Annotated in this window: 16 protein-coding genes and 5 tRNA genes; 12 read left to right on the forward strand and 9 right to left on the reverse strand. The window is 71.2% G+C overall.

The window, feature by feature from the left end; all coding sequences use genetic code 11:
- Nucleotides 1-240: 240 nt before the first annotated feature.
- Nucleotides 241-312 (reverse strand) — tRNA-Gly (locus tag ITJ56_RS10435).
- A 132-nt stretch (nt 313-444) separates the two neighbouring features.
- Between ITJ56_RS10435 and ITJ56_RS10440 the strand changes: the two genes are divergently transcribed.
- A complete protein-coding gene (locus ITJ56_RS10440) occupies nt 445-651 on the forward strand; it encodes a hypothetical protein (protein WP_194630467.1) in 207 nt (68 codons plus the stop codon).
- Nucleotides 652-662: 11 nt separating this feature from the next.
- Here the strand turns inward: ITJ56_RS10440 and ITJ56_RS10445 are convergent, their stop codons facing one another.
- The gene (locus tag ITJ56_RS10445) at nt 663-2,042 is read right to left on the reverse strand and encodes a hypothetical protein (protein WP_194630469.1); all 1,380 of its coding nucleotides are present in this window, start codon (nt 2,040-2,042) and stop codon (nt 663-665) included.
- 130 nt (nt 2,043-2,172) lie between these two features.
- Here ITJ56_RS10445 and ITJ56_RS10450 point away from each other — a divergent pair, with 130 nt between their 5' ends.
- Complete coding sequence (locus ITJ56_RS10450; RefSeq protein WP_194630471.1) at nt 2,173-2,925, forward strand: HpcH/HpaI aldolase family protein; 753 nt, start codon at nt 2,173-2,175, stop codon at nt 2,923-2,925.
- A 128-nt stretch (nt 2,926-3,053) separates the two neighbouring features.
- Complete coding sequence (locus ITJ56_RS10455) at nt 3,054-4,709, forward strand: catalase (protein ID WP_194630473.1); 1,656 nt, start codon at nt 3,054-3,056, stop codon at nt 4,707-4,709.
- Between the two features lie 96 nt (nt 4,710-4,805).
- Here the strand turns inward: ITJ56_RS10455 and ITJ56_RS10460 are convergent, their stop codons facing one another.
- Both ITJ56_RS10460 and ITJ56_RS10465 read right to left on the reverse strand, forming a co-directional pair.
- A complete protein-coding gene (locus ITJ56_RS10460) occupies nt 4,806-5,858 on the reverse strand; it encodes a BLUF domain-containing protein (RefSeq protein ID WP_194630475.1) in 1,053 nt (350 codons plus the stop codon).
- Between the two features lie 304 nt (nt 5,859-6,162).
- Nucleotides 6,163-7,503, reverse strand: a complete 1,341-nt coding sequence (locus tag ITJ56_RS10465) for a DUF2254 domain-containing protein (RefSeq protein WP_194630477.1) — start codon at nt 7,501-7,503, stop codon at nt 6,163-6,165.
- A gap of 140 nt (nt 7,504-7,643) precedes the next feature.
- Between ITJ56_RS10465 and ITJ56_RS18420 the strand changes: the two genes are divergently transcribed.
- Nucleotides 7,644-8,174 (forward strand): DUF6098 family protein, encoded by a 531-nt coding sequence (locus ITJ56_RS18420; RefSeq protein ID WP_228517491.1) that lies wholly within the window; start codon nt 7,644-7,646, stop codon nt 8,172-8,174.
- Nucleotides 8,175-8,220: 46 nt separating this feature from the next.
- On the opposite strand, the gene ITJ56_RS10475 is transcribed toward ITJ56_RS18420, so the two are convergent.
- The 3 genes from ITJ56_RS10475 to ITJ56_RS10485 form a co-directional block, all read right to left on the reverse strand.
- A tRNA-Val gene (locus ITJ56_RS10475) sits at nt 8,221-8,295 on the reverse strand.
- A gap of 48 nt (nt 8,296-8,343) precedes the next feature.
- Nucleotides 8,344-8,417: transfer RNA gene (locus ITJ56_RS10480), tRNA-Cys, on the reverse strand.
- Nucleotides 8,418-8,499: 82 nt separating this feature from the next.
- Nucleotides 8,500-8,571: transfer RNA gene (locus tag ITJ56_RS10485), tRNA-Gly, on the reverse strand.
- 215 nt (nt 8,572-8,786) lie between these two features.
- On the opposite strand from ITJ56_RS10485, the gene ITJ56_RS10490 reads away from it, so the two are divergent.
- The 5 genes from ITJ56_RS10490 to ITJ56_RS10510 all read left to right on the forward strand — a co-directional run bounded on the left by ITJ56_RS10490 (nt 8,787) and on the right by ITJ56_RS10510 (nt 15,180).
- Nucleotides 8,787-8,859 (forward strand) — tRNA-Val (locus ITJ56_RS10490).
- Nucleotides 8,860-8,972: 113 nt separating this feature from the next.
- The gene (locus ITJ56_RS10495; RefSeq protein ID WP_194630479.1) at nt 8,973-10,523 is read left to right on the forward strand and encodes a DUF3375 family protein; all 1,551 of its coding nucleotides are present in this window, start codon (nt 8,973-8,975) and stop codon (nt 10,521-10,523) included.
- On the forward strand, nt 10,520-11,308 hold the full coding sequence (locus ITJ56_RS10500) for a DUF4194 domain-containing protein (RefSeq protein WP_194630480.1): 789 nt from the start codon (nt 10,520-10,522) through the stop codon (nt 11,306-11,308). Before ITJ56_RS10495 ends, ITJ56_RS10500 begins: the two co-directional genes overlap by 4 nt.
- On the forward strand, nt 11,305-14,673 hold the full coding sequence (locus ITJ56_RS10505; protein ID WP_194630482.1) for an ATP-binding protein: 3,369 nt from the start codon (nt 11,305-11,307) through the stop codon (nt 14,671-14,673). Before ITJ56_RS10500 ends, ITJ56_RS10505 begins: the two co-directional genes overlap by 4 nt.
- Nucleotides 14,674-14,850: 177 nt before the next feature.
- Nucleotides 14,851-15,180, forward strand: coding sequence for a hypothetical protein (locus ITJ56_RS10510; protein WP_194630484.1), 330 nt, complete (start codon nt 14,851-14,853; stop codon nt 15,178-15,180).
- Between the two features lie 163 nt (nt 15,181-15,343).
- Here ITJ56_RS10510 and ITJ56_RS10515 read toward each other — a convergent pair whose 3' ends face one another.
- A complete protein-coding gene (locus ITJ56_RS10515) occupies nt 15,344-16,819 on the reverse strand; it encodes a peptide MFS transporter (protein WP_228517493.1) in 1,476 nt (491 codons plus the stop codon).
- 190 nt (nt 16,820-17,009) lie between these two features.
- Here ITJ56_RS10515 and ITJ56_RS10520 point away from each other — a divergent pair, with 190 nt between their 5' ends.
- From ITJ56_RS10520 to ITJ56_RS10530, 3 genes are all read left to right on the forward strand, one after another.
- Complete coding sequence (locus ITJ56_RS10520; protein WP_194630488.1) at nt 17,010-19,124, forward strand: acyl-CoA dehydrogenase; 2,115 nt, start codon at nt 17,010-17,012, stop codon at nt 19,122-19,124.
- A 61-nt stretch (nt 19,125-19,185) separates the two neighbouring features.
- Nucleotides 19,186-19,788, forward strand: coding sequence for a DNA-binding protein (locus tag ITJ56_RS10525; RefSeq protein ID WP_194630490.1), 603 nt, complete (start codon nt 19,186-19,188; stop codon nt 19,786-19,788).
- Complete coding sequence (locus tag ITJ56_RS10530) at nt 19,785-20,357, forward strand: hypothetical protein (protein WP_194630492.1); 573 nt, start codon at nt 19,785-19,787, stop codon at nt 20,355-20,357. Before ITJ56_RS10525 ends, ITJ56_RS10530 begins: the two co-directional genes overlap by 4 nt.
- Here ITJ56_RS10530 and csrA read toward each other — a convergent pair.
- Nucleotides 20,354-20,617, reverse strand: coding sequence for a carbon storage regulator CsrA (csrA, locus tag ITJ56_RS10535; RefSeq protein WP_194630494.1), 264 nt, complete (start codon nt 20,615-20,617; stop codon nt 20,354-20,356). The two genes, ITJ56_RS10530 and csrA, sit on opposite strands and share 4 nt — an antisense overlap.

Raw genomic sequence — 20,617 nt, forward strand, 5'->3', positions numbered from 1 at the left:
CACGTCGCCCATCGGGACCCACCCGAACGGGGGACGGTTCCGGATGACTCCTCGGAACTGCGTCGGGCCACCCACCCGACGCGTACCAGTGGGGGCAGGGTCGCCTCCGCGCCGGTGGGCGCGGGAACCCGAACCCTGCGCCCGCCGGCTCCCCTTCCGACGTCGGATGTCTCCCGGAACGACGAAACCCCCGGCTGCTCGTGCGGAGCAACCGGGGGTTGTCGGTGGTGGTGCTGAACGAGCGGATGACGAGATTCGAACTCGCGACCCTCACCTTGGCAAGGTGATGCGCTACCACTGCGCCACATCCGCGTTCACACGCCGTGTCGGCCGTGCGGGGATGACTCTACCCGATCCCGGGGCCGATCACCGGTTCCTGCCCGGTTCCGGGCGTGTCCGGCGCGGCAGCGGTCATCCACCAGCCGGACCGAGTTCGATCGGAGCATGAGCTACGTGCACGACAATCCCGGCGGGACCGAGGCCCACGGGGTCGACCTGGTGGACGGCGACGCCCCGGCGATCCGGATCCTGGTGCACGGCGACCTGCCGACCACGATCGAGCACGAGGGACGCGCGTGGCTCGCGACCGGTGACGCGCACGACGGTGGCGACGACGGCACGCCCCCGATCGCGATCTACCGTCCGGTCTGACCGGCCCAGGGTCAGTGCCCTCGGACGTCGCCCGTCAGGATCGCGTGCTCGACGCCGGCTGACAGCTCGTCGTGCAGGGCATCGGCGAAGAACTCCCCCGCGCCCAGACTGATCAGGTGCGCGAGCGCGGCCGCGGCCTGCGGGAACCCGGGCTCCCACTCGTCGTGCAGGAACGCCCGGACGTGACCGGACTCGTGCACGACGACCACGCCGATGTGCTCGTGGCGGGTGCCGTCCTCGAGCACCGCGTCGAACACCACGGGTTCGGTGTCCTCGCCCAGCTCCTCGAGGAACACCGTGCCGGTCCCCGGCCACTCGGTCCGGTAGGGCGGCAGGTCGGGGGCGTGCAGGTGGCCGGCGAGTTCGTCCGACGCCGACTCGATGTGCCCGGTCGCCAGGTACTCGTCCACGACGTCGTGCACGCGGGCGTGCAGGTCCGGCTCGTACTGCCACCAGCGCTGGTGGACGGTGCGCAACCACGCCTGGGTGGCGGCGTCGACCGACGCCGAGGTGCCGACGAGCTGCGGGGCAGTGCCCGGCGATCCGACGACCTCGAGCTGTTCGTCGTGGGTCTCGACGGTGATGGACCCGGTCGCCTCGTCCGGGTGGACGCCGTGCACGTCCTCGGGGGCGGCGGCCCAGATGCTCGCGGGGAGCTTCGGCGGCAGGTCGAAGGGCACCGCGATCGCCGGCAGCGTCATGGCCTGCTCGATCGCGTCGCCGAGGTGTGCCTCGTCCGCGCGGGCACCCATCACGATGCCGCCTGCGGCCGGCGCGAGAGCGAGCCGCTCGAGGTCGTCCGGCGCCGCGTTCATCGACGCGAGCACCGCGGTGTCGGCCCACTGCACGAACTCCCCGGCCGCACGGTCCTCCTCCCGGAACGGGACGTCCCACACCGACGGGTCGGCGAGCACCCACGACGCCGTGCGCCCCGCCGGCCCGTTCCGGACCGCGTCGACCAGTGCCGAGACCAGGCCGGGCAGACTCCGGTAGGCCGGACGGACCGTCAGCCGGTCGATCGCGAGCAGGTCGGGTCTGCCGAGCATCTCGGCGGCGTGGGTCTGCAGCGAGAAGAACGTCTCCCCCGTCGCGTCCCGCACCGCGACGGCGGACGGGAAGGACCCCGCGACGTCGGACACCTGGTAGCCGAGCACCAGGGCCTCGAGCGACTCCGGCTCTCGGCTCGTGAAGGCGGTGACCTCGGCGACGGACACTGCCTCGGTCTCGTCGTCGGTGACGGGCACGCGCACGTCGATGACCCAGCGGTCGACGTCCTGGCCCGGGTACGCGTCACCGTCCTCATCCGAGATCGTGATGTGGACGAGGCGCAGGGACCCGTCCCATGCGTCGTGGACGTGCTGGGCGATGGCGGCATCGGGGGCGTCGGTCACGGACGCAACCGTACCGGTGCGAGCCACCGCGAGGACGGGCGAGCTGCCGGGGGCCGCGTGGAACCGACCGGAACGGTCGGTAGCCTGGCCGTCGGGATGCTCTGCAGGGTCAGCGAACGAAGGGACAGCGGTGCCGGCACTCGGAAACGGACGCGCGGACGGCGTGTGGTGCACGCTCGGTGAACCCCGGACCACCGCGCAGATCGCACGGAACGGCTTTGCGTGGCTCGGCCTCGACCTGCAGCACGGTGCCTTCGACGACGCGGCACTGATGGCGACGATGCAGGCGCTGTCGACGGTGCCAGCGGCACCGTCCGTGGCGGTCCGCGTGGCTGAAGCGTCCGATGCCGCGATCGGCCGCGCGCTCGACCTCGGCGCGGACGTCGTGATCGTCCCGATGATCGAGACCGTGGAGCAGGCCGAGCTGGCCGTCCGCGCCGCGCACTACCCACCGCGCGGCCGACGGAGCTGGGGACCGATGACCGGACTCTGGGGCGGCCAGGTGCCGACCGCCGCTGCCGCCGATCCCGAGGTGTGGGTCATGCTCGAGACCCCGGACGGGGTCCGTGCCGCCGAGCAGATCCTGGCGGTCCCCGGTGTCTCCGCGGTGTTCGTCGGGCCCTTCGACCTGTCGATCGGCCTCGGCGTGGAACTGCACGAACTGCTCGATGCCGACAGCGCCACGGACCCCCTCCCCACGATCGTCACCGCCGCACACCGCGCCGGGAAGCACACGGGTGCCTTCGCCGGCGACCTGGCCCGCGCCGAACGTCTGCGCGCACTCGGATTCGACCGGATCGCGGTCGTCACCGACGGGACCCTGCTCGCCCACGGCGCGGCCGCCGTGCTCGGTGCCGCGGCCACCGGCCGGACCTCGTACTGAGCGGGGTCGCCGCGACCACGGAGCGGCGAGGGAGGAACGGCCGCTGTGAGCACGTGCTCGTCCCCCGGTCCAGACTCGGATGTGAACCCGATCCGACCGCGACCGCGACCGCAGAGAGGACGAGACACGTGACCGACGTCTCCAGCCAACCGCCCGCCGAGGGCGACGACCGCCGGGTCCTGACCAACCGCCAGGGCCACCCCGTCTACGACAACCAGAACCAGCGCACCGTCGGAGCCCGTGGCCCGGCGACGCTCGAGAACTACCAGTTCCTCGAGAAGGTCAGCCACTTCGACCGTGAACGGATCCCCGAGCGGGTCGTGCACGCCCGCGGTGCCGTCGCCTTCGGGTACTTCGAGGCCACCGGCACGTGGGGCGACGAGCCCATCGCGCAGTACACCCGGGCGAAGCTGTTCCAGGAAGCCGGCAAGCGCACCGACCTGGCGATCCGCTTCTCGACCGTCATCGGCGGTCGCGACTCCTCCGAGGCCGCCCGCGATCCGCGCGGCTTCGCTGTGAAGTTCTACACCGAGGACGGCAACTGGGACCTCGTCGGCAACAACCTCGGCGTCTTCTTCATCCGCGACGCCATCAAGTTCCCCGACGTCATCCACTCACTGAAGCCCGACCCGGTCACGTTCCGCCAGGAGCCGGCGCGCATCTTCGACTTCATGTCGCAGACCCCCGAGTCGATGCACATGCTCGTGAACCTGTTCAGCCCGCGCGGCATCCCCGCGAACTACCGCACCCAGCAGGGGTTCGGCGTGAACACCTACAAGTGGGTGAACGCCGACGGCGACACGAAGCTGGTGAAGTACCACTGGATCCCGTCGGTGGGCGTCAGCTCGATGACCGAGGCCGACGCCGCTGCCGTGCAGGCCGGTGACCTCGGGCACGCGTCGAAGGACCTGTACGAGGCGATCGAGCGCGGCGAGTACCCCGAGTGGGAGCTCCGCGTGCAGCTGATGGACGACCACGACCACCCTGAGCTCGACTTCGACCCGCTCGACGACACGAAGCTGTGGCCGGAGAACGAGTTCCCGCCGAAGCCCGTCGGCAAGATGGTCCTGAACCGCAACGTGACGAACCACTTCGCCGAGAACGAGCAGCTCTCGTTCGGCACCGGCGTGCTCGTCGACGGACTCGACTTCTCGGACGACAAGATGCTCGTCGGCCGCACCTTCTCGTACTCGGACACGCAGCGGTACCGCGTCGGCCCGAACTACCTGCAGCTGCCGGTGAACGCCCCGAAGAACGGCAACGTGGCGACGAACCAGCGCGACGGTCAGATGGCGTACCACCAGGACCACGGTGGCGAGAACCCGCACGTCAACTACGAGCCGTCGATCACCGGCGGCCTGCGTGAGGCCGAGTACCCGACCCACGACGACCAGGGTCCGGAGATCGTCGGACGGCTCACCCGCAAGCGCATCCCCCGGACGAACGACTACACGCAGGCCGGGCAGCGCTACCTGCTCCTCGAGGACTGGGAGCGCGACGACCTGGTCGCGAACTTCGTCGACCTCATCTCGCAGGCCGCCCGGCCTGTTCAAGAGCGCATGGTCTGGCACTTCTACATGGTGGAGGACGACCTGGGTCGACGCGTCGGCGAGGGCCTCGGCATCACCCTCGACGAGGTCAAGGACCTGCAGCCGCTGCAGTCCCAGACGCTCAGCGACGACGAGCTCGCCCGGCTGGCGAACCTCGGGCACAACGGCCCCCGCGACGTCGAGGGCCTGATGATGACGCACTGCGTCCTCGACGAGCGTGCCGTGCGCGTCTGAGACGCTACCCCGAAGCGGACGGGAGGCCCGGTGCCAGCTGGCACCGGGCCTCCCGTCCAGGAGAGCTCACCCTTCTGCGGCTGATCCGCTGAGCGGTCAGGCAGACTCCGGGACCGAGATGTCCCAGTAGCTCGGACGCTCGTACTGCTCGGACCACCCGCGCCGCATGCGTGCCGCTGCGCGGTCGAACGCGTCGACGACGTCGGTGTCCGGGGTGAGGAGGGCCTGCAGCCGCAGGCCGTCGTAGAGCGCGAGCAGCTGCTGCGCGCCCCGGATCGGATCCATCGTCGCCGGCTCACGGCCCGCCCGCACGTCCTCGTGCAGCGCGGTCCGGATCGTCTCGCGGAACTGCAGGTACGCCGAGCGGTAGTAGTCGGCGCCGTCGGTCGTCGGATCGGTCGAGGTGGCCAACGTGGCTGCGATCAGCCGCATCAACGCCGGCTCCTCCGCATGGGCGGCGAGCAGCGCGTGCAGGAACGCCACGGTACCCTGCTCCCCCGCCATGGGCAGCAGGGGTGCGGAGACGGCCCGTGTCCACCGCATCACGGTGGCCGCGAGCAGCGCGTGCTCGGACGGGAACAGCTCGAGGATCTCCGCCGGGCGCATCCCCGAGCGCACGGCGACGTCCTCGACGGAGAAACGCGAGAGCCCGCCGTCGTGGATCGCGGCGATGGCGCCGTTGATCGCGCGGGTGCGCGGGACCTCTTCGTCCGCGGCGTTCTGGTTCGTCAGCGGTGCCAGCGGGTGCTTCCGGAACCAGTCCAGCAGTGCCCGCGCGCGGGACGCCCCGAAGGCCGGGTCGGTCGGATGGCCGGCGCTGAACAGATCGCTGAACCCCGGCACGTCGCGCATCAGCGGGTCGAGCGACTGGAACGCCATCGACCAGTCCGGGAACGAGCGCTGCTGGACGGGCTCGTCGAGCAGCACCCGGACGTTCGTGTGGCGCGGGTCGGCCTGGACCTGCTCGAAGCGCTGGCGAACGACGTCGTCGTCCCCCTCGATGATGCCGATGCAGTTGTCGTCACGGTGCGCGAGCATGCCGGTGATGCCGAGACGTGTGTTCTTCTCACGCCCGACGGCCAGGATCTGGGCGAGCTCGGAGTCCGTGATCGGACGGGTCTGGGTGCTGGTGTAGACGAGCGATCGCATGGTGCAGCTTCCTGTTCGGACGGTCGGCCGGTGGGAGGGAGGCACCGCCGTGTCGAACCCGAATCGACGCGACGGCACCTCGCGGTCACCGTAACCAGCGGCGACCACCTTCACTGCGACGCAAGACGGTCCGTGGCTGGTCGGCACCCGGAGGATGCCGACCTCTGAATGGAACCATCCGGCAGCGGTCGGTGGTACCCCCACTACGGGGAACGGTCGTTCTCCCCGCATGCGCGGTGCTGTTCGGTGGCGCCTCGCAGCCTCGGCGTCCGTGAGCGGGTCCGCACTGTGGGCGGTCGACGGATCAGACCGACCTCGTCTCGCCGGCCCGGTCGTCGTAGGACGCATCCAGGTCACCCTGGACGGCGGCGCAGACCCGGCTGTGCAGGTCCGCGAGTGCGTCGAGGTCGACGGTGGCGAGGTCCGTCGAAGCCTGCTCGAGCACGAGGTCGGCCTGGCGGAGGAGTTCCACGCCCTGCTCGGGGCGTTCCGCCACCGCCGCGCCGTCGCGGAGCATGCGGAGCAGGCCGCCCAGCACGATCGGCTCCGACGCCCCGTAGCGGCGGACCGGACCGCAGACGAGGTCGAGCCAGTACCGCAGGTCCCGGTCCAGGACCACGACGCGCAGGGCCCCGTCGCCGTCGCACACCGGGCGGGGGCGGACGACGACGCGCTCCAGCTCCACGAGGAGATCGGCGCAGTACCCGATCGCGTGCACCGCGGTCACCGGGTCGTTGATGGCCGGCGAGACGGCCTTCACGGCGATGTCGGTGAGTTGGCGGAACCCGTACGCGATGTCCTGCTCCATGGTCCGCTCGTAGCCGACCTCGACGGCTCGCTGCACAGCGCCCGAAGCGGCGTCCGTGCCGTCGCACCCCCAGACGCGGGCGATCGGCGATCCGGCGGTCACGTGGTCACCGGGCATCACGCGGAGTTGCACGACCATCCCCTCGCGCTCGGCGGCACGGGCCAGCTCCTCGGCATGGATCCGCCGGACGAAGCCCGTGTGCGCGGCGCGTACGGCGCAGTCCGCTGCTCGGTCCGGAACGACGGGGTCGGCCTCGGGCTGTCCGCCCTGAGGCCTCACCGGCGCGCGATCGGGTCCGTACGTCGATGTGATCATCGCCCTGGTCTCCAAGTGGACGGCCCCCATGAGCGAATCGATCCGGAGCGACCGCACGATGTGCCCGATGAAGGCGATGAGCGCCCCGGCCGACGCGATCCCGAGGACGAAGACGAGTGCGAGTGCGAACGCCGGGAGCGACCGGTCCCCGATACCGAGCACGCACGTGACGGCCGACACGAACGTGGACAGCAGGATCGCGAGCACGGCCTGGGTGGCGCGGTCGCGTGCGAACTCACGGAGCAGCCGCGGCGAGAACTGCTGCGACGACAGCTGCAACGCGACGATGGTCAGCGAGAAGGTCACCGTGGTCGCGGCCATCACGCTGGACGCGACGACCTGCAACAGCACGGCGGCCGAGTCCTGCCCGCCGGGCCAGTGCCATCCCGTCCGGCCCGGCGGCACGGCGAGCAGGAGCAGGGTGGCGACGAAGGCCGCCGCCGTCCAGACCGAGGGCCAGAACCACAGCGCCGCACGGGCGCTCTCCCGAGTGACGTGACGGACCGCGGTGTGACCGGACATGCGTTCCACAGTGCGGACGACCGGCTCCGGGCACGTGCAGGACCCGCGCGGAGCGGCTGCCGATCCGCCCGAGATCCGGGAAACGAACCACGAGCACGTTGTCTGAAGGCACCCCACCGTCGGAGGGATCTCGTGGACCGATGAGGACCATCGAGCCGGTCCCGCCGACCCTGGAGGCACTGGACGGCGTCGAGCAGTTGCTCCGGACGAGCACCGAGCACGTCCGACACCACGGCGGGGGACGACGCGCCTGGGTCCTCGCCGGGCGGGTGGCCGGACACGGCCCCGACTGCGAGCCGCTCGTCCGGAGCGTGCTGCCAGTCGCCATCGTGTCCGACCGCGCGGTCGACGAGGCTGGCGACGTGTACCGGGCAGGTCCGCGGTCGCTGACGACGGCTGACCCCACCACCTCGACGCCCGTTCGGCTGCTGCGTGGCAACGTCGGAGCCATGCGAGGCGACATCGAGACGTACCACCAGGACGGGCAGTGGCAGAGCAAGGTCGAGGGCACCGACGACGTGTTCGGCGTCGCGCACACGAAGCGCGAAGCCGTGGTGCTCGGTCGGGACCGGGCGAGGGCGGAGAAGGTCGAGCACATCATCCGCAACGAGGACGGCACCATCCACGAGCGCTCCACGTACGGCCACGATCCACGGAGCATCCCCGGCTGATCGGCACGGAACGACGAAACCCCCGGCCGAGGCCGGGGGTTTCAGGTGGTGGGCGATACTGGGATCGAACCAGTGACCTCTTCCGTGTCAGGGAAGCGCGCTACCGCTGCGCCAATCGCCCAGATTCCCTGTCTGAACCGCGGTTCGCACAGGATCTGGAGGGTGTTGCTGGAGGTGGGGACGGGATTCGAACCCGCGTGGACGGCTTTGCAGGCCGCTGCCTAGCCTCTCGGCCACCCCACCATCGAGGTTCACGTCCCCGTGAGTACCCGAACGGTGGGATACCCTCTGGTGAGTCGTGGACCTTCGAGAAGACCCACACTCGAGCGGATGACGAGATTCGAACTCGCGACCCTCACCTTGGCAAGGTGATGCGCTACCACTGCGCCACATCCGCACTTGTCGTTCCGCTGTCGCGGCGACGACGTAAACTCTATACGCACCGGGGTGCTTCCACCAAAATCATCCTCGTTCACCGGGCGTGTCCCCCGTGTTCATGCGGATCGGGACGGTTTCGAGCATCCCGTCGGCGGTGCGCCACACCCGGGCAGCGCGGTGTGTTCGATGCACCGCCGGACTTCCGCTAGTATCGATCCGCACGAACAGTGCAGGGGGCGATTGGCGCAGTTGGTAGCGCGCTTCGTTCACACCGAAGAGGTCATCAGTTCGAGTCTGGTATCGCCCACGAGCAACACGACCACCACCGCAAGAGCCCGGCGCAGCAGCGTCGGGCTCTTGTCATCTCATCAGGCCGCAGCACGCGGGCCAGACCACCAGCACGATCGGACGAAGGGGCGCATGACCGACGTCGACCTCGAGTTCGCCCGGGTCCGAGCGGTCCTCGACCGTCCGACCCTGCGGCTCATGTCCCGGCCGACCAGCGCCACGGTCCTCGCCGTGTTCCGCACGGTGTTCGACCGCGACGTGCAGTACGTCCCCGCCGACCGCATGCACCTGCAGGTCGAGGAGCACGTCGCACGCCTGCAGGCGGCGGGTGCCCGCGTGCCCGCGAGTGACCAGGCAGTGCCGACGGCCAACGAGCAGGCCGACGGCGAGCAGGAAGCGCGCCCGAACGGCCGCGCGCTGTGCCGCGAGTGGGTCGGCGCCCAGTGGCTCGTCCGCTCGAACTCCCCCGACGGCGACGAGCAGTACTCCCTGACGAGCCACGCGCTCGAGGCGCTCTCCCTCGTCGACGCCCTGTCGGCCGACCGTGCCCTGATCAGCGAGAGCCGTCTGGCGATGATCGTCGACGCCGTGCACCGGTGGGCTGCCCGCGCCGAGCCCGATCCCGACGTGCAGATCCGCCGGATCGACGCCCAGATCGCCGAACTCCAGGCCGAACGGGACCGCCTGGAGCACGGCGACGACGTCGTGGCCGTCGACGACGACCGGATGCGAGACGGCTACACGAACATCTCCGACCTGATCCGGCAGCTGCCGAGCGACTTCAAGCGCGTTGAAGAGGCGGTCGCGACGATGCACCGCTCGATCGTCGAGGACTTCCGGCAAGAGGTCCGCCCGATCGGCGAGATCCTCGACGACTACCTGACGCGCACGGACAACCTGATGGAAGCGACGCCCGAGGGCCGTGCCTTCGAGGGCGCCTTCGAGCTCCTCCGCGACGACGCCCTGCTCCTGCGGCTCCGCGACGACATCGCGACGATCCTGGCGCACCCGTTCGCGCAGGGTCTCGGAGCCGGCGAGCGTCGAGCCTTCCGCAACACCGTGACGATCCTGCGCCAGGGCATCGAGGACGTCCTCGCCCAGCGCCGTCAGCTGACCGCCACCCTCCGCGACCAGATCGTCGCCCACGACGTGGTCCGCGACCGCGAGCTCGACGCCGTGCTCCGGTCGATCAACCGCGGTCTCGCCACCCTGATGGACCAGGGCAGTGCGCGCGACCGCATCCCGCTGCCGCTCCTACCGGCGGCCGCCGAGGTCGGCACGCTCCGTGAGCGCTTCTACGACCCGGACGCCGAGTCCGTGCCGCCGCCCATCGAGGAGCCCGACGACGACGTCTTCGAGGACCTCGACGTGGAGATGCTCCGCAAGCACGGCGGGCCGCTGCTGACCGAGCTGCGCGCGGCACTCCGCTTCGCCGAGGCCGACTCCAGCGTCGACGCGTTCCACGGGCTGCCGCCCGAGCAACGTCGGCCGGTCGAGCTCTTCGGTCTCGCGCACCTGCTGACGGGGCGCGAGGACTTCGAGTCCGCCGCCCAGGTCGCCGAGCACCGCACGGTCCGGCCCGACGGCACCCCCATCACCTTCCACATGCCCACCGCTGCGCTCGACGACGAGCGCCGGCCGGTCGGCGTCCCCCACGACGAGAACGCACAGGAGGCACGGTGAGCGACACGACGCCGGCACCGGTCGACGACACGGTCCCCTACGACGACCCCGCATCCGTGATGCCGGACGACGAGCGTGACGAGTCCAGCTTCGCCCTCTTCGAGGGCGACGAGGGGCGGCTCGACGAGCACCAACGACGGGCACTGGTGGCACTGCTGCGGCACTCCTACGTCAGCTCCCGCACGCACCCAGACGAGTGGCGTGCCGTGCTCGACGCCGAGTACCAGCTGCGCTCCCGCCTGAACGACCTGTTCCTCGAACTGCACGTCGACCGTGACCGCGAGGTCGCCTGGAAGCGCCAGGCCCGCTCGGAGAGCCAGCGCCGCACGTTCCCGACCCTGCTCCGCGACCTGCCGTACACCCGCGAGGAGACGATCGTCCTCGTCTACCTTCGGATGCGCCTGCGCGCCGACGCCCGACCGGGCCCGGACCAGGTGGTCGTCGACCGCTCCGAGATCCTCGGGCACGTGGCGGGCTTCCGTCCGGCGACCGCGACCGACCGCACCCGCGACGAGGGCCGGGTGGCGAAGGCCATCGAGCGTCTCGTGACGGCGCGCATCCTGATCCGCACCTCGGGTCCGGACCGCTTCCGGGTGGCGAGCGTGGTCGAGGTGCTGCTCCCCCTGGAGCGCCTGCTCGAACTGGACGCCTGGTTGCGGACGACCACCGCGCAGGCCGACCAGGCCGACCCGGGCGGCGAGCCGACCGACGGGGACGACCCGGGCCTCCCGGCAGACGGCGAAGCCGAGACCGACACCGACGACGAAGGCGAGATGGAAGCGTGACCGACACGTTCGAGATCCCGGCGCTCTTCGACACCGTCGCGCAGTGGCGCGCCGAGTCGATGCAGGTCGTCAACTGGGGCGGGTTCCACGGCCACCGGCAGGTCGAGCTCTCCGGCACGGCGACGCTCATCTCCGGCGCTTCCGGCACCGGCAAGTCCACGCTGATGGACGCCTACCTGGCCGTGATGATGCCGTCCGATGTGCCGTTCAACGGCGCCTCGAACGACGCCACCACGGGCCGCGCCCGCAGCGCCGACCAGCGCAACCTGCTCACGTACCTGCGCGGCAAGGTCGACACCCGGCGGGACCCGGAGACCGGCAGCCTGCGCGACGTGAACCTGCGCGGCGACGACCAGACCACCTGGGGCGCTGCGGCGGTCACGTTCCGGAACGACGACGAGCGGCGCTTCACGGTGCTCCGTGCGTACATCGTGCCGAAGCGTGCCCGCGGTGTCGGCGACATCCAGATGACCATGGCGACCGTCGACGACACGTTCGACCTCCGCCGGCTCGAGGAGTTCGTGCCGGCGCGGTTCCACCACCTCGAGTTGACCGGGCGCGTGCCCGGGCTCGTCATCCGCGACACGTACCAGGAGCTCGCCTACACGCTGCAGACCCGCCTCGGCATCGGCGACTCCGGCGGCGGCAACCGGGCGATGCGCCTGCTCGCCCGGATCCAGGCGGGGCAGCACCTGCCGACCGTCGACGCGCTGTACAAGTCGCTCGTGCTCGAGACCCCGGGCACGTACGAGGCCGCCGACCGCGCCCTCGCGCACTTCTCGGCCCTCGACGAGGCGTACGAGGCGATGGACACCGAGGAGCGCAAGGTCCGCATCCTCTCCCCCATCACGGACCTGCACGCCGAGATCTCGCGCGCCACCGAAGCCGCAGCGGCGCTGGACGGCATCGCCACCGGCGCCGAGGTCTCGCCGTTCGCGCACTGGACCGCGTCCCGCAAGCGCGAGCTGCTCGACGCCGAGGTCGACCGGAACGGGCGTGAGCGCACGGCGTCCCGAGCCGAGGTCGCCGCGGCCGAGGCCCGGCACGCCGCCGTCGAGATCGAGCTGCGTGACGCCGAAGCACGGCTCCGCGACCAGGGCGGCAACGCGTTGGCGCAGCTCGAGGACCGCATCGAGCGACTGACGCGCGAGCGCGACGGGGTGGTCCGCACCCGCACGACGTTCGACGAGCGGACCGCGGTGCTCGGCACGGCCGTCGCCACGGAAACCGACTTCACCGCTGCCCAGCGCACCTCGCACGACTTCCTCGGCTCGTACGCCGCACAGCGCACCGCGCTCGACGAGCGACGTGACGCCCTGACCCGCGAGGAGTACCCGCTCCTCGACCGCGAGCGGTCCCTACGGCAGGAGCGGCAGTCGCTCGAGCACCGGCAGGGTGCGATGCCGCTGCCGATGCACGAGGCCCGGCTCGCGATGGCCCGCGCCGCCGGCATCGACCCGTCCGAGCTGCCGTTCGTCGCCGAGCTGCTCGACGTCCGGCCCGGCGAGGAGCGCTGGCGAACGGCGATCGAGTCCGTGCTGGCCCCGGTCGCCCGCACGCTGCTCGTCGACCAGGACCGCCTGGCCGAGTTCAGCGAGGCGATCGACGCGCTCCGCCTGCCGGTCCGCGTGCAGTTCGAGGGTGTGCCGACCGGCCCGCACCTGGACCTCGACGGCGACCCCTCGATGGTCTCCGGCAAGCTCGCGATCAAGCCGTCGCCGTTCAGCACCTGGGTGCGCGAACGCATCGAGTCCGAGCGCACCGACGCCCGCTGCGTCACGTCGGCCTCGGAACTCGGAGGTGGCGGCCGTCGTGTCACGGAGTCCGGGCAGCTCCGGGACGGCCGCCGCGGTGCGCACGGTGACCGGCGTCAGGCGAACGTCATCGGCTTCACGAACGAGGCCCGTGTGGCCGCGGTCGAGCAGGAGCTCGCGGCCATCGCGCAGGACCTCGCCACGCTCGAGGCCCGCAGGACCGACGTCGCGCAGGACCTCACGGCGCTCGACGTCCTGCGGGCCGCACACCAGCACGTGGTCGACGTCACCTGGGCGGCGATCGACGTCGAGGGCGTCGAGGCCTCCCTCGCCCGGCTCGACGAGGAGCGCCACGCCCTGCTCGCCGCCGACGACGGACTCCGGACGCTCCGCGGCTCGGTCGCCCGGCTGCGCAAGTCCCTGGACGAAGCCGCAGACCGCCGCTCGGCCGCCCGACTCTCCGTCCAGCGGCTCGAGGAGCGACACGCGGTGCTCGTCGACGGCCAGGACGCCGCCGCCGAGATCCTCGAGCGCTTCGAGGCGTCGCCAGAGGCCCTGCCGGACGACCGGCAGTCCCGGCTGCTCGAGGAGACCTTCGAGGAGATCGGCGCTCCCGAGGGTGTGGACGGCTTCGACGACGCCAGCCGGAGGCTGAAGCGGCGGCTCGAGGAACGGCTCACCCAGGCGCTCGACGGTGCCGCGGCCGCCTCGACCTCACTGACCCTGACGTTCCAGCGGTACCAGGACGCCTGGCCCGACCCGAACCTCGGCACCGGGGTCGCGTCCTACCCGGACTACCACGCCATCCTCGACCAGATCGTCGCCACCGGCCTGCACGCCCGCCGCACCGAGTGGCGCCGACGGCTGTCGCAGTGGAGCGGCGAGGACCTCGTCCCGCTCGCCGGTGCCTTCGACCGCGCCGTCGTGGAGATCGAGGAGCGGCTCGAGCCGGTCAACGAGATCCTGCGTGAGCTGCCCTTCGGCGCGAACCGGGACCGTCTGAAGATCCAGATCCGCCGCGTCACCCGCGAGGACGTCACCGCGTTCCGCCGTGAGCTCCGCGCGCTGTCCGCGTCCGTCGACACCGAGCTCACCGACGACGTGCTCGAGACCCGGTTCCGCCGGCTCCGGCGCTTCATGGCGGTCATCCGCCCCGACCCGGACGCCGCACGCGGTCGCACGACCCAGCGCGACGCCGTGCTCGACGTCCGTCGGCACATGGAGATCACCGCGGTCCGGTACGACACGTCCGGCAACGACCTCGGCGTGTACTCGTCGCTCGGCGACAAGTCCGGCGGCGAGACGCAGGAGCTCGTCGCGTTCATCGTCGGTGCCGCGCTCCGGTACCAGCTCGGCGACGAGACGCGTCCGCGGCCTCGGTTCGCGCCGGTGTTCCTCGACGAGGCGTTCATCAAGGCGGACTCGGAGTTCGCCGGCCGTGCCGTCACTGCGTGGCTCCGGCTCGGGTTCCAGCTCGTCGTGAGCGCGCCGCTCGACAAGGTGACCGCGCTCGAACCGTCGATGGAGCGGCTGCTCTCGATGCGCAAGCACCCCGAGACGGGCCACTCGTCGATCACCGAGATCGCGCGGGTGGAGCCGGCCGCCGTCTGACGCGGGCCTTGGTGAGTGGTCGCAACACCCCGCTAACGTTCGCCGAGGGGTCACGTACTGTCGGATGGCGGCGGCGCAGCCGACAGTTCGTGACCACTCGAAGCGCTGTCGGCGGGGTGTCCTGACCACCCGGTGGCCGGGCCGTCAGCGTGTCGACAGGTGCCGCACAGACGTTCCATGACCACGCGCCGCTACGGTGATGGCGTGTTCGGACGCCGCCGCTCCCCCAGTCCCCGCCCCGACGACGCTCCCGGTCTCGGCATCGGCGCCCTCGTGCAGGTCATCGACACCGCGCAGGGCGGAGAGCGCTGGGCGGACGAACCGATCGGGGTGATCGTGGCTCCGGGCGGCAACCAGCTCGTGGGGTACCCCGGTGTCGGCGAGCCGCTGTCGTGGACCGTGGCGTTCGAGGAGCCCGTGTACACGAAGGACGGCCGCGGCCCCTTCGAGCGCGCGACCGTCCTGAGTCGTCAGCTGGTGCCGGTCACGACCGACAGCGGCGAGTAGTCCGGGTCAGGGACTCAGTACTCCTCGGAGCCGCTCTTCATCATGGCCGCGACCGCCATGCAGCAGCCCACACCACCGAGGACGCCGATGCCGATGATGATGCCTGCGATGAGTTCGAGCATGGGGTGACTCCTTGGTTGCGTCGGCCGTGGCTTCCGTCAGGTTAGCGGATGCCGCGCATCAGCCTCAGCACCGGCTTGGCGATGACGAGCAGGACCACGCCGACGGCCACGGCGACCAGCCCGAGGACAGTGAAGTAGGGCGCTTCGTTCGCCGGGTCGTAGTACCGGGACAACACACCGGTGACCGCGGTGCCGAGCGACACCGACAGGAAGAACAGCGCGACCATCTGCGTCTGGAACTTCGGCGGGGCGAGCTTCGTCGCGACGGACTGCCCGACCGGTGAGAGCAGCAGCTCGGCCAGGGTGAAGACGAGCAGGATGCCGACCAGCACGAGCAGCGGCGTGCCGTTCTCGCCCGAGCCGACGAAGGGCAGGAACAGCAGGAAGGCGAGGCCCATGATGCCGGTGCCGAGGACGAACTTCGTCGGGGTGGACGGCTGACGGGGACCGAGCTTCGTCCACATCGCGGCGAACACGCCGGACAGCAGGATGATGAAGACCGGGTTGATCGACTGGACCCACGACACCGGCATCTCCCACCCGAACAGCGAGCGGTCGAGCCGTTCGTCGGAGTAGACGGTCACGACGGTGAACTGCTGCTGGTAGAGCGACCAGAAGACGGCGCTGCCGATGAACAGTGGGATGAACGCGAACACCCGGGACCGCTCGTCGCGCGTCAGACCGCTCGACAGGATCACGACGAAGTAGGCGATGGTCGCGACGATGACGATCGCGACGACGACGGTGGGCAGGTTGCCGACGTTCAGCAGGCCGGTCAGGACCGCGACGACGACCACCGCGAGCACGACGAGCACCGCGCCGCCGATGAGGGGCAGGCGCCGACGGTCGACGGGGTTCGTGACGTCGCGGACGGACTCCGGCAGCTTCCGGCGGCGGACGGCGTACTGCACCAGCCCGGCCGCCATGCCGACGGCCGCGAGCCCGAAGCCGTAGTGGAAGCCGAGGGAGCTCTGCAGCAGGCCGGTCAGCAGCGGCCCGAAGAACGCGCCGAGGTTGACGCCGAGGTAGTACAGCGAGAAGCCGGCGTCGCGACGCGGGTCCTCGCGGCTGTACAGGCCGCCGACGATGGTCGTGGCGGTGGCCTTCAGCCCGCCGGAGCCCAGCGCGATGAGCACCAGGCCGACGCCGACACCCGCGACCCCGGGGATGAGCGCCAGGGCGATGTGCCCGAGCATCACGACGACCGCGCTGCCGAACAGCGTCCGGTCCGCGCCGATCAGTCGGTCGGCGATCCAAGCACCGATGATCGTGAACAGGTAGACAGCACCGCCGTACGCGCCCATGATGCCGCTGGCGATGCCCTTGTCGATGCCCAGGCCGCCCTGCGACATCGTGTAGTACATGTAGATGAGGACGATGCCCTGCATCCCGTAGAACGAGAAGCGCTCCCAGAGCTCGACCGCGAACGGTGTGGAGAGCTCGAACGGTTGCCCGAAGAAGGTGCGTCCGGGACGGCCGTCGCGGTCCGCGGGGGTGGTACGTGACATGGCGGCCATGTCTGCCCCCGGCCGGGTGGGCGCGCCCAATCGTCGACGGTGCCTCACGTGTTTGGAGGGTTCCCACGACCCCGTCGGTGCGGGGGCGGCGCCCGGTTGTCCGGCGTGCACGGCGTTCACACCGCTGTCGGCAGCGGTGTCTAGCGTGGGTGGGGCAACACGGTCACCGCAGCTCAGGAGGACTCCGCCCATGGTCGACACCGCATCCGCTCAGCGCTCCACCGCCCAGGACCTCGACGCCCCGGACGCGCCGAACGCCGACGCCGCGGGCGACCCGGCAGCGGGCACCCCCACCGCAGGCACCGACACCGACGTCCGCATCGACGTCGAGCTGGTCGAGGAACTCCTGCTCGGCCGCTGGGCCGAGGACCGCCGGATCTCCCGCAGGCTCGCACTCGACCCCGCGGTGCAGAAGGTCGAGGGACAGCCGATCGCCGAGCACCGGGCCCGGGTGCTCGAGCAGCTCCGGATCCTCGTCGACGCCGGTGCGATCCAGCGTCCGTACCCCGCCGAGTTCGGCGGCCAGAGCAACCACGGCGGCAACCTCGCGGCGTTCGAGGAACTGGTCACCGCCGACCCGTCCATGCAGATCAAGGCCGGCGTGCAGTGGGGCCTGTTCGGCTCCGCCGTGCACCACCTGGGCACCGAGGCGAACCACCGCGCGTTCCTGCCCGGGATCGTCTCGTTCGACGTGCCCGGCTGCTTCGCGATGACCGAGACCGGGCACGGCTCCGACGTGCAGAGCATCGCGACGACGGCGACGTACGACCCAGCAACGCAGGAGTTCGAGATCCACACGCCGTTCCGCGGCGCGTGGAAGGACTACATCGGCAACGCCGCACTGCACGGCCGTGCCGCCGTCGTGTTCGCGAAGCTGGTCACCGCGGGTGTCGACCACGGCGTACACGCGTTCTACGTCCCGCTGCGCGACGACTCCGGGGCGTTCCTGCCCGGGGTCCGCGGCGAGGACGACGGGCCGAAGGGCGGCCTGAACGGCATCGACAACGGCCGGCTCGCGTTCGACCACGTCAGGGTCCCCCGCACGAACCTGCTGAACCGGTACGGCGACGTCGCCGTGGACGGCACGTACTCCTCGCCCATCGCCTCGCCGGGTCGCCGCTTCTTCACCATGCTCGGCACGCTGGTGCAGGGCCGGGTGTCCCTCGACGGTGCCGCGGTCGTCGCACAGAAGATCGGGCTGCAGATCGCCCTGACCTACGCGATGCAGCGCCGCCAGTTCCCGACCGGTGACGGGACGGAGGGCGTGCTGCTCGACTACGGCCGGCACCAGCGCCGCCTGATCCCCCGCCTGGCGACGGTGTTCGCGCAGTCGTTCGCACACGAGAAGCTCCTGCGCACCTTCGACGACGTCTTCAGCGGGCGCGAGGACACGCCTGAGCGCCGCGAGGACCTGGAGACCCAGGCCGCCGCCTTCAAATCGATGTCCACCTGGTCGGCCTTGGACACCCTGCAGGAGTGCCGTGAGGCCTGCGGCGGCGCCGGCTTCCTGGCCGAGAACCGCCTGACGGGCCTGCGCGCCGACCTCGATGTCTACGTGACGTTCGAGGGCGACAACACCGTGTTGCTCCAGCTCGTCGGCAAGCGCCTGCTCACCGAGTTCCGTGCGAAGGCCCCGAAGGACCCGGCCTCCACCGCGAAGTTCGTCGCCGCCCTCGCCGCGGGCAAGCTCGCCGACGCGTCCGGCATCCGTCGCCTCGGGCAGACCGTGGCCGATCGCGGGTCCCTGTCCGCGAGCGTCGCTGACCTGCAGGACTCCCGGACGCAGCGTGACCTGCTCGCGGGCCGTGTCGACACGATGGTGTCCGAGATCGGGATGCGCCTGGCCTCGGCCGGCAAGGACCGCTCCCGCGCGGCTCGCCTGCTGAACCGCTCGCAGCACGAGCTCATCGAGGCGTCCAAGGCGCACGCCGAGCTCATGCAGTGGGACGCGTTCACCGAGGCGCTCGACGAGGTCCCCGAGGGTGACAGCCGCCGTGTGCTGGTCTGGCTGCGCGACCTGTTCGCCCTCGGCCTGCTCGAGCAGCACCTCGATTGGTACCTGCTGCACGGTCGGCTGTCGGCCCAGCGCGGACGCGCCGTGTCGGCGTACATCGATCGGCTCGTCGCCCGGATCCGTCCGATCGTCCCGCAGCTGATCGAGACGTTCGGGTACGAGCCCGGCCACGTCCGCGCTCCCATCGCACTCGGCGCCGAGCAGGCACGGCAGGACGAGGCACGCGCGTGGTTCGCCGCCGAGGCCGCCGCGGGCCGTTCGCCCGAGCAGGAGAAGAAGCCGCGCCCGTGATCAACCCTGAGGGGTTGATTTCGACGAAATCAACCCGGTAGGGTTGATCGCGGGGGTCATCATGTACGCACTGACCGTCGACCAGGTCGACAGCCGACACGACGACGACCGCGTCGAGGCTGCGCTCCGTCGCGTCGCCGACGCGATCGGCAGCCGAGCCGTCCTGGCACCCGAGCGCACGGCCGGTGACGAGTTCCAGCTCCTGCTCGACGACGCCGGGGTGGCCCTCGACGTGCTGCTCGACCTGACACGCCAGGGCGAGTGGAGCGTCGGGCTCGGCGTCGGCGCGGTCGACGAGCCGTTGCCGACCTCGACCCGCGCAGCCCGGGGCGCAGCGTTCCTGAGCGCGCGCGAGGCGGTCGAGCGTGCGAAGACCGTCCCCGAGCACGTCGCGGTGGAGATCGCGCCGGATCGCCGACTGCGGACCGCTGACGTCGAGCCGCTCGTCGCCCAGGCCGTCCGCGCCCGCGCACGTCGCTCCGACGAGGGCTGGGAGCTGGCGGACCTGCTGCGGGCCGGGCACTCCCGGGTCGACGCCGCCGGCATCCTCGGGATCACCCCGCAGGCCGTCGCCAAGCGCTACGGCACCGCCGAACTGCGGACGGACGACGCCGTCCGTGCCGCCCTCGTCCGCCTGCTCACGGAAGCCGCCCTGCCCGCATGACCCTCGCCGTCACCGTCTGGGGGCTCGGGTCCCTGCTCTTCCTCGCCGCGGCCGCCGTCAGCGTCGTCCGCCGTCTGCCACTGCTGGTCCGTGCGGTCCCGTCCGTGGTGCTCGTCGTCGCGCTGCTGCTCGCCCAGACCCTGCAGCTGGTCCCGTCGCCACCCGGCCTGCCGCTCGGCACCCTCGGGATCGTCGCGGTGTGCATCGTCGCGGTGCTCGCCGGCAGCGCGGTGACCGGAGTCGTCCTCGGCCTCGCGATGCGGGACGACGTCGAGCGCGGGCAGCACGGCGGGATCCTGGTCGCCAACGTCGACGAACCAGTGCCCGAACGGCCGCGGCCCGAGGTGCTGCGCGGCGGCGCGGTGATCGGGTTCCTGGAGCGGTTCGCGATCGTGGGCGCAGCGCTGGTCGGACACCTCGAGATCGTGGCGGCGGTCATCGCGATCAAGGGGCTCGGGCGCTTCACCGAACTCGACTCGGCAGCCGCACGGGAACGCTTCATCGTCGGCACGCTGACCAGCACGTGCTGGGCCGGCCTGGCGACGGTCGCCGCGATCGCCCTGCGCTAAGAGTCGGACGCAGCCGAACCGGCAGCACCACCGCGCGCCCCGAGCGCCGCACGCAGCTGCGCTTCGGCGTCGTCCCCGGCGGCAGCGGCCTCGGCGTTCGCCTCGGCGACGGCCCGCACGACCTCTTCACGCTGGATCTTCACCCCGCGCGGGGCGTCGATGCCGATCCGGACGCCGTCGCCCCGGGAATCGAGCACCGTGATGACGATGTCGTCGCCGACGAGGATCCGCTCGCCGACCTTCCGCGTGAGTACCAGCAC

It is taken from the genome of Curtobacterium sp. VKM Ac-1376 (genome assembly GCF_015351025.1).
Taxonomy (GTDB): Bacteria; Actinomycetota; Actinomycetes; order Actinomycetales; family Microbacteriaceae; genus Curtobacterium.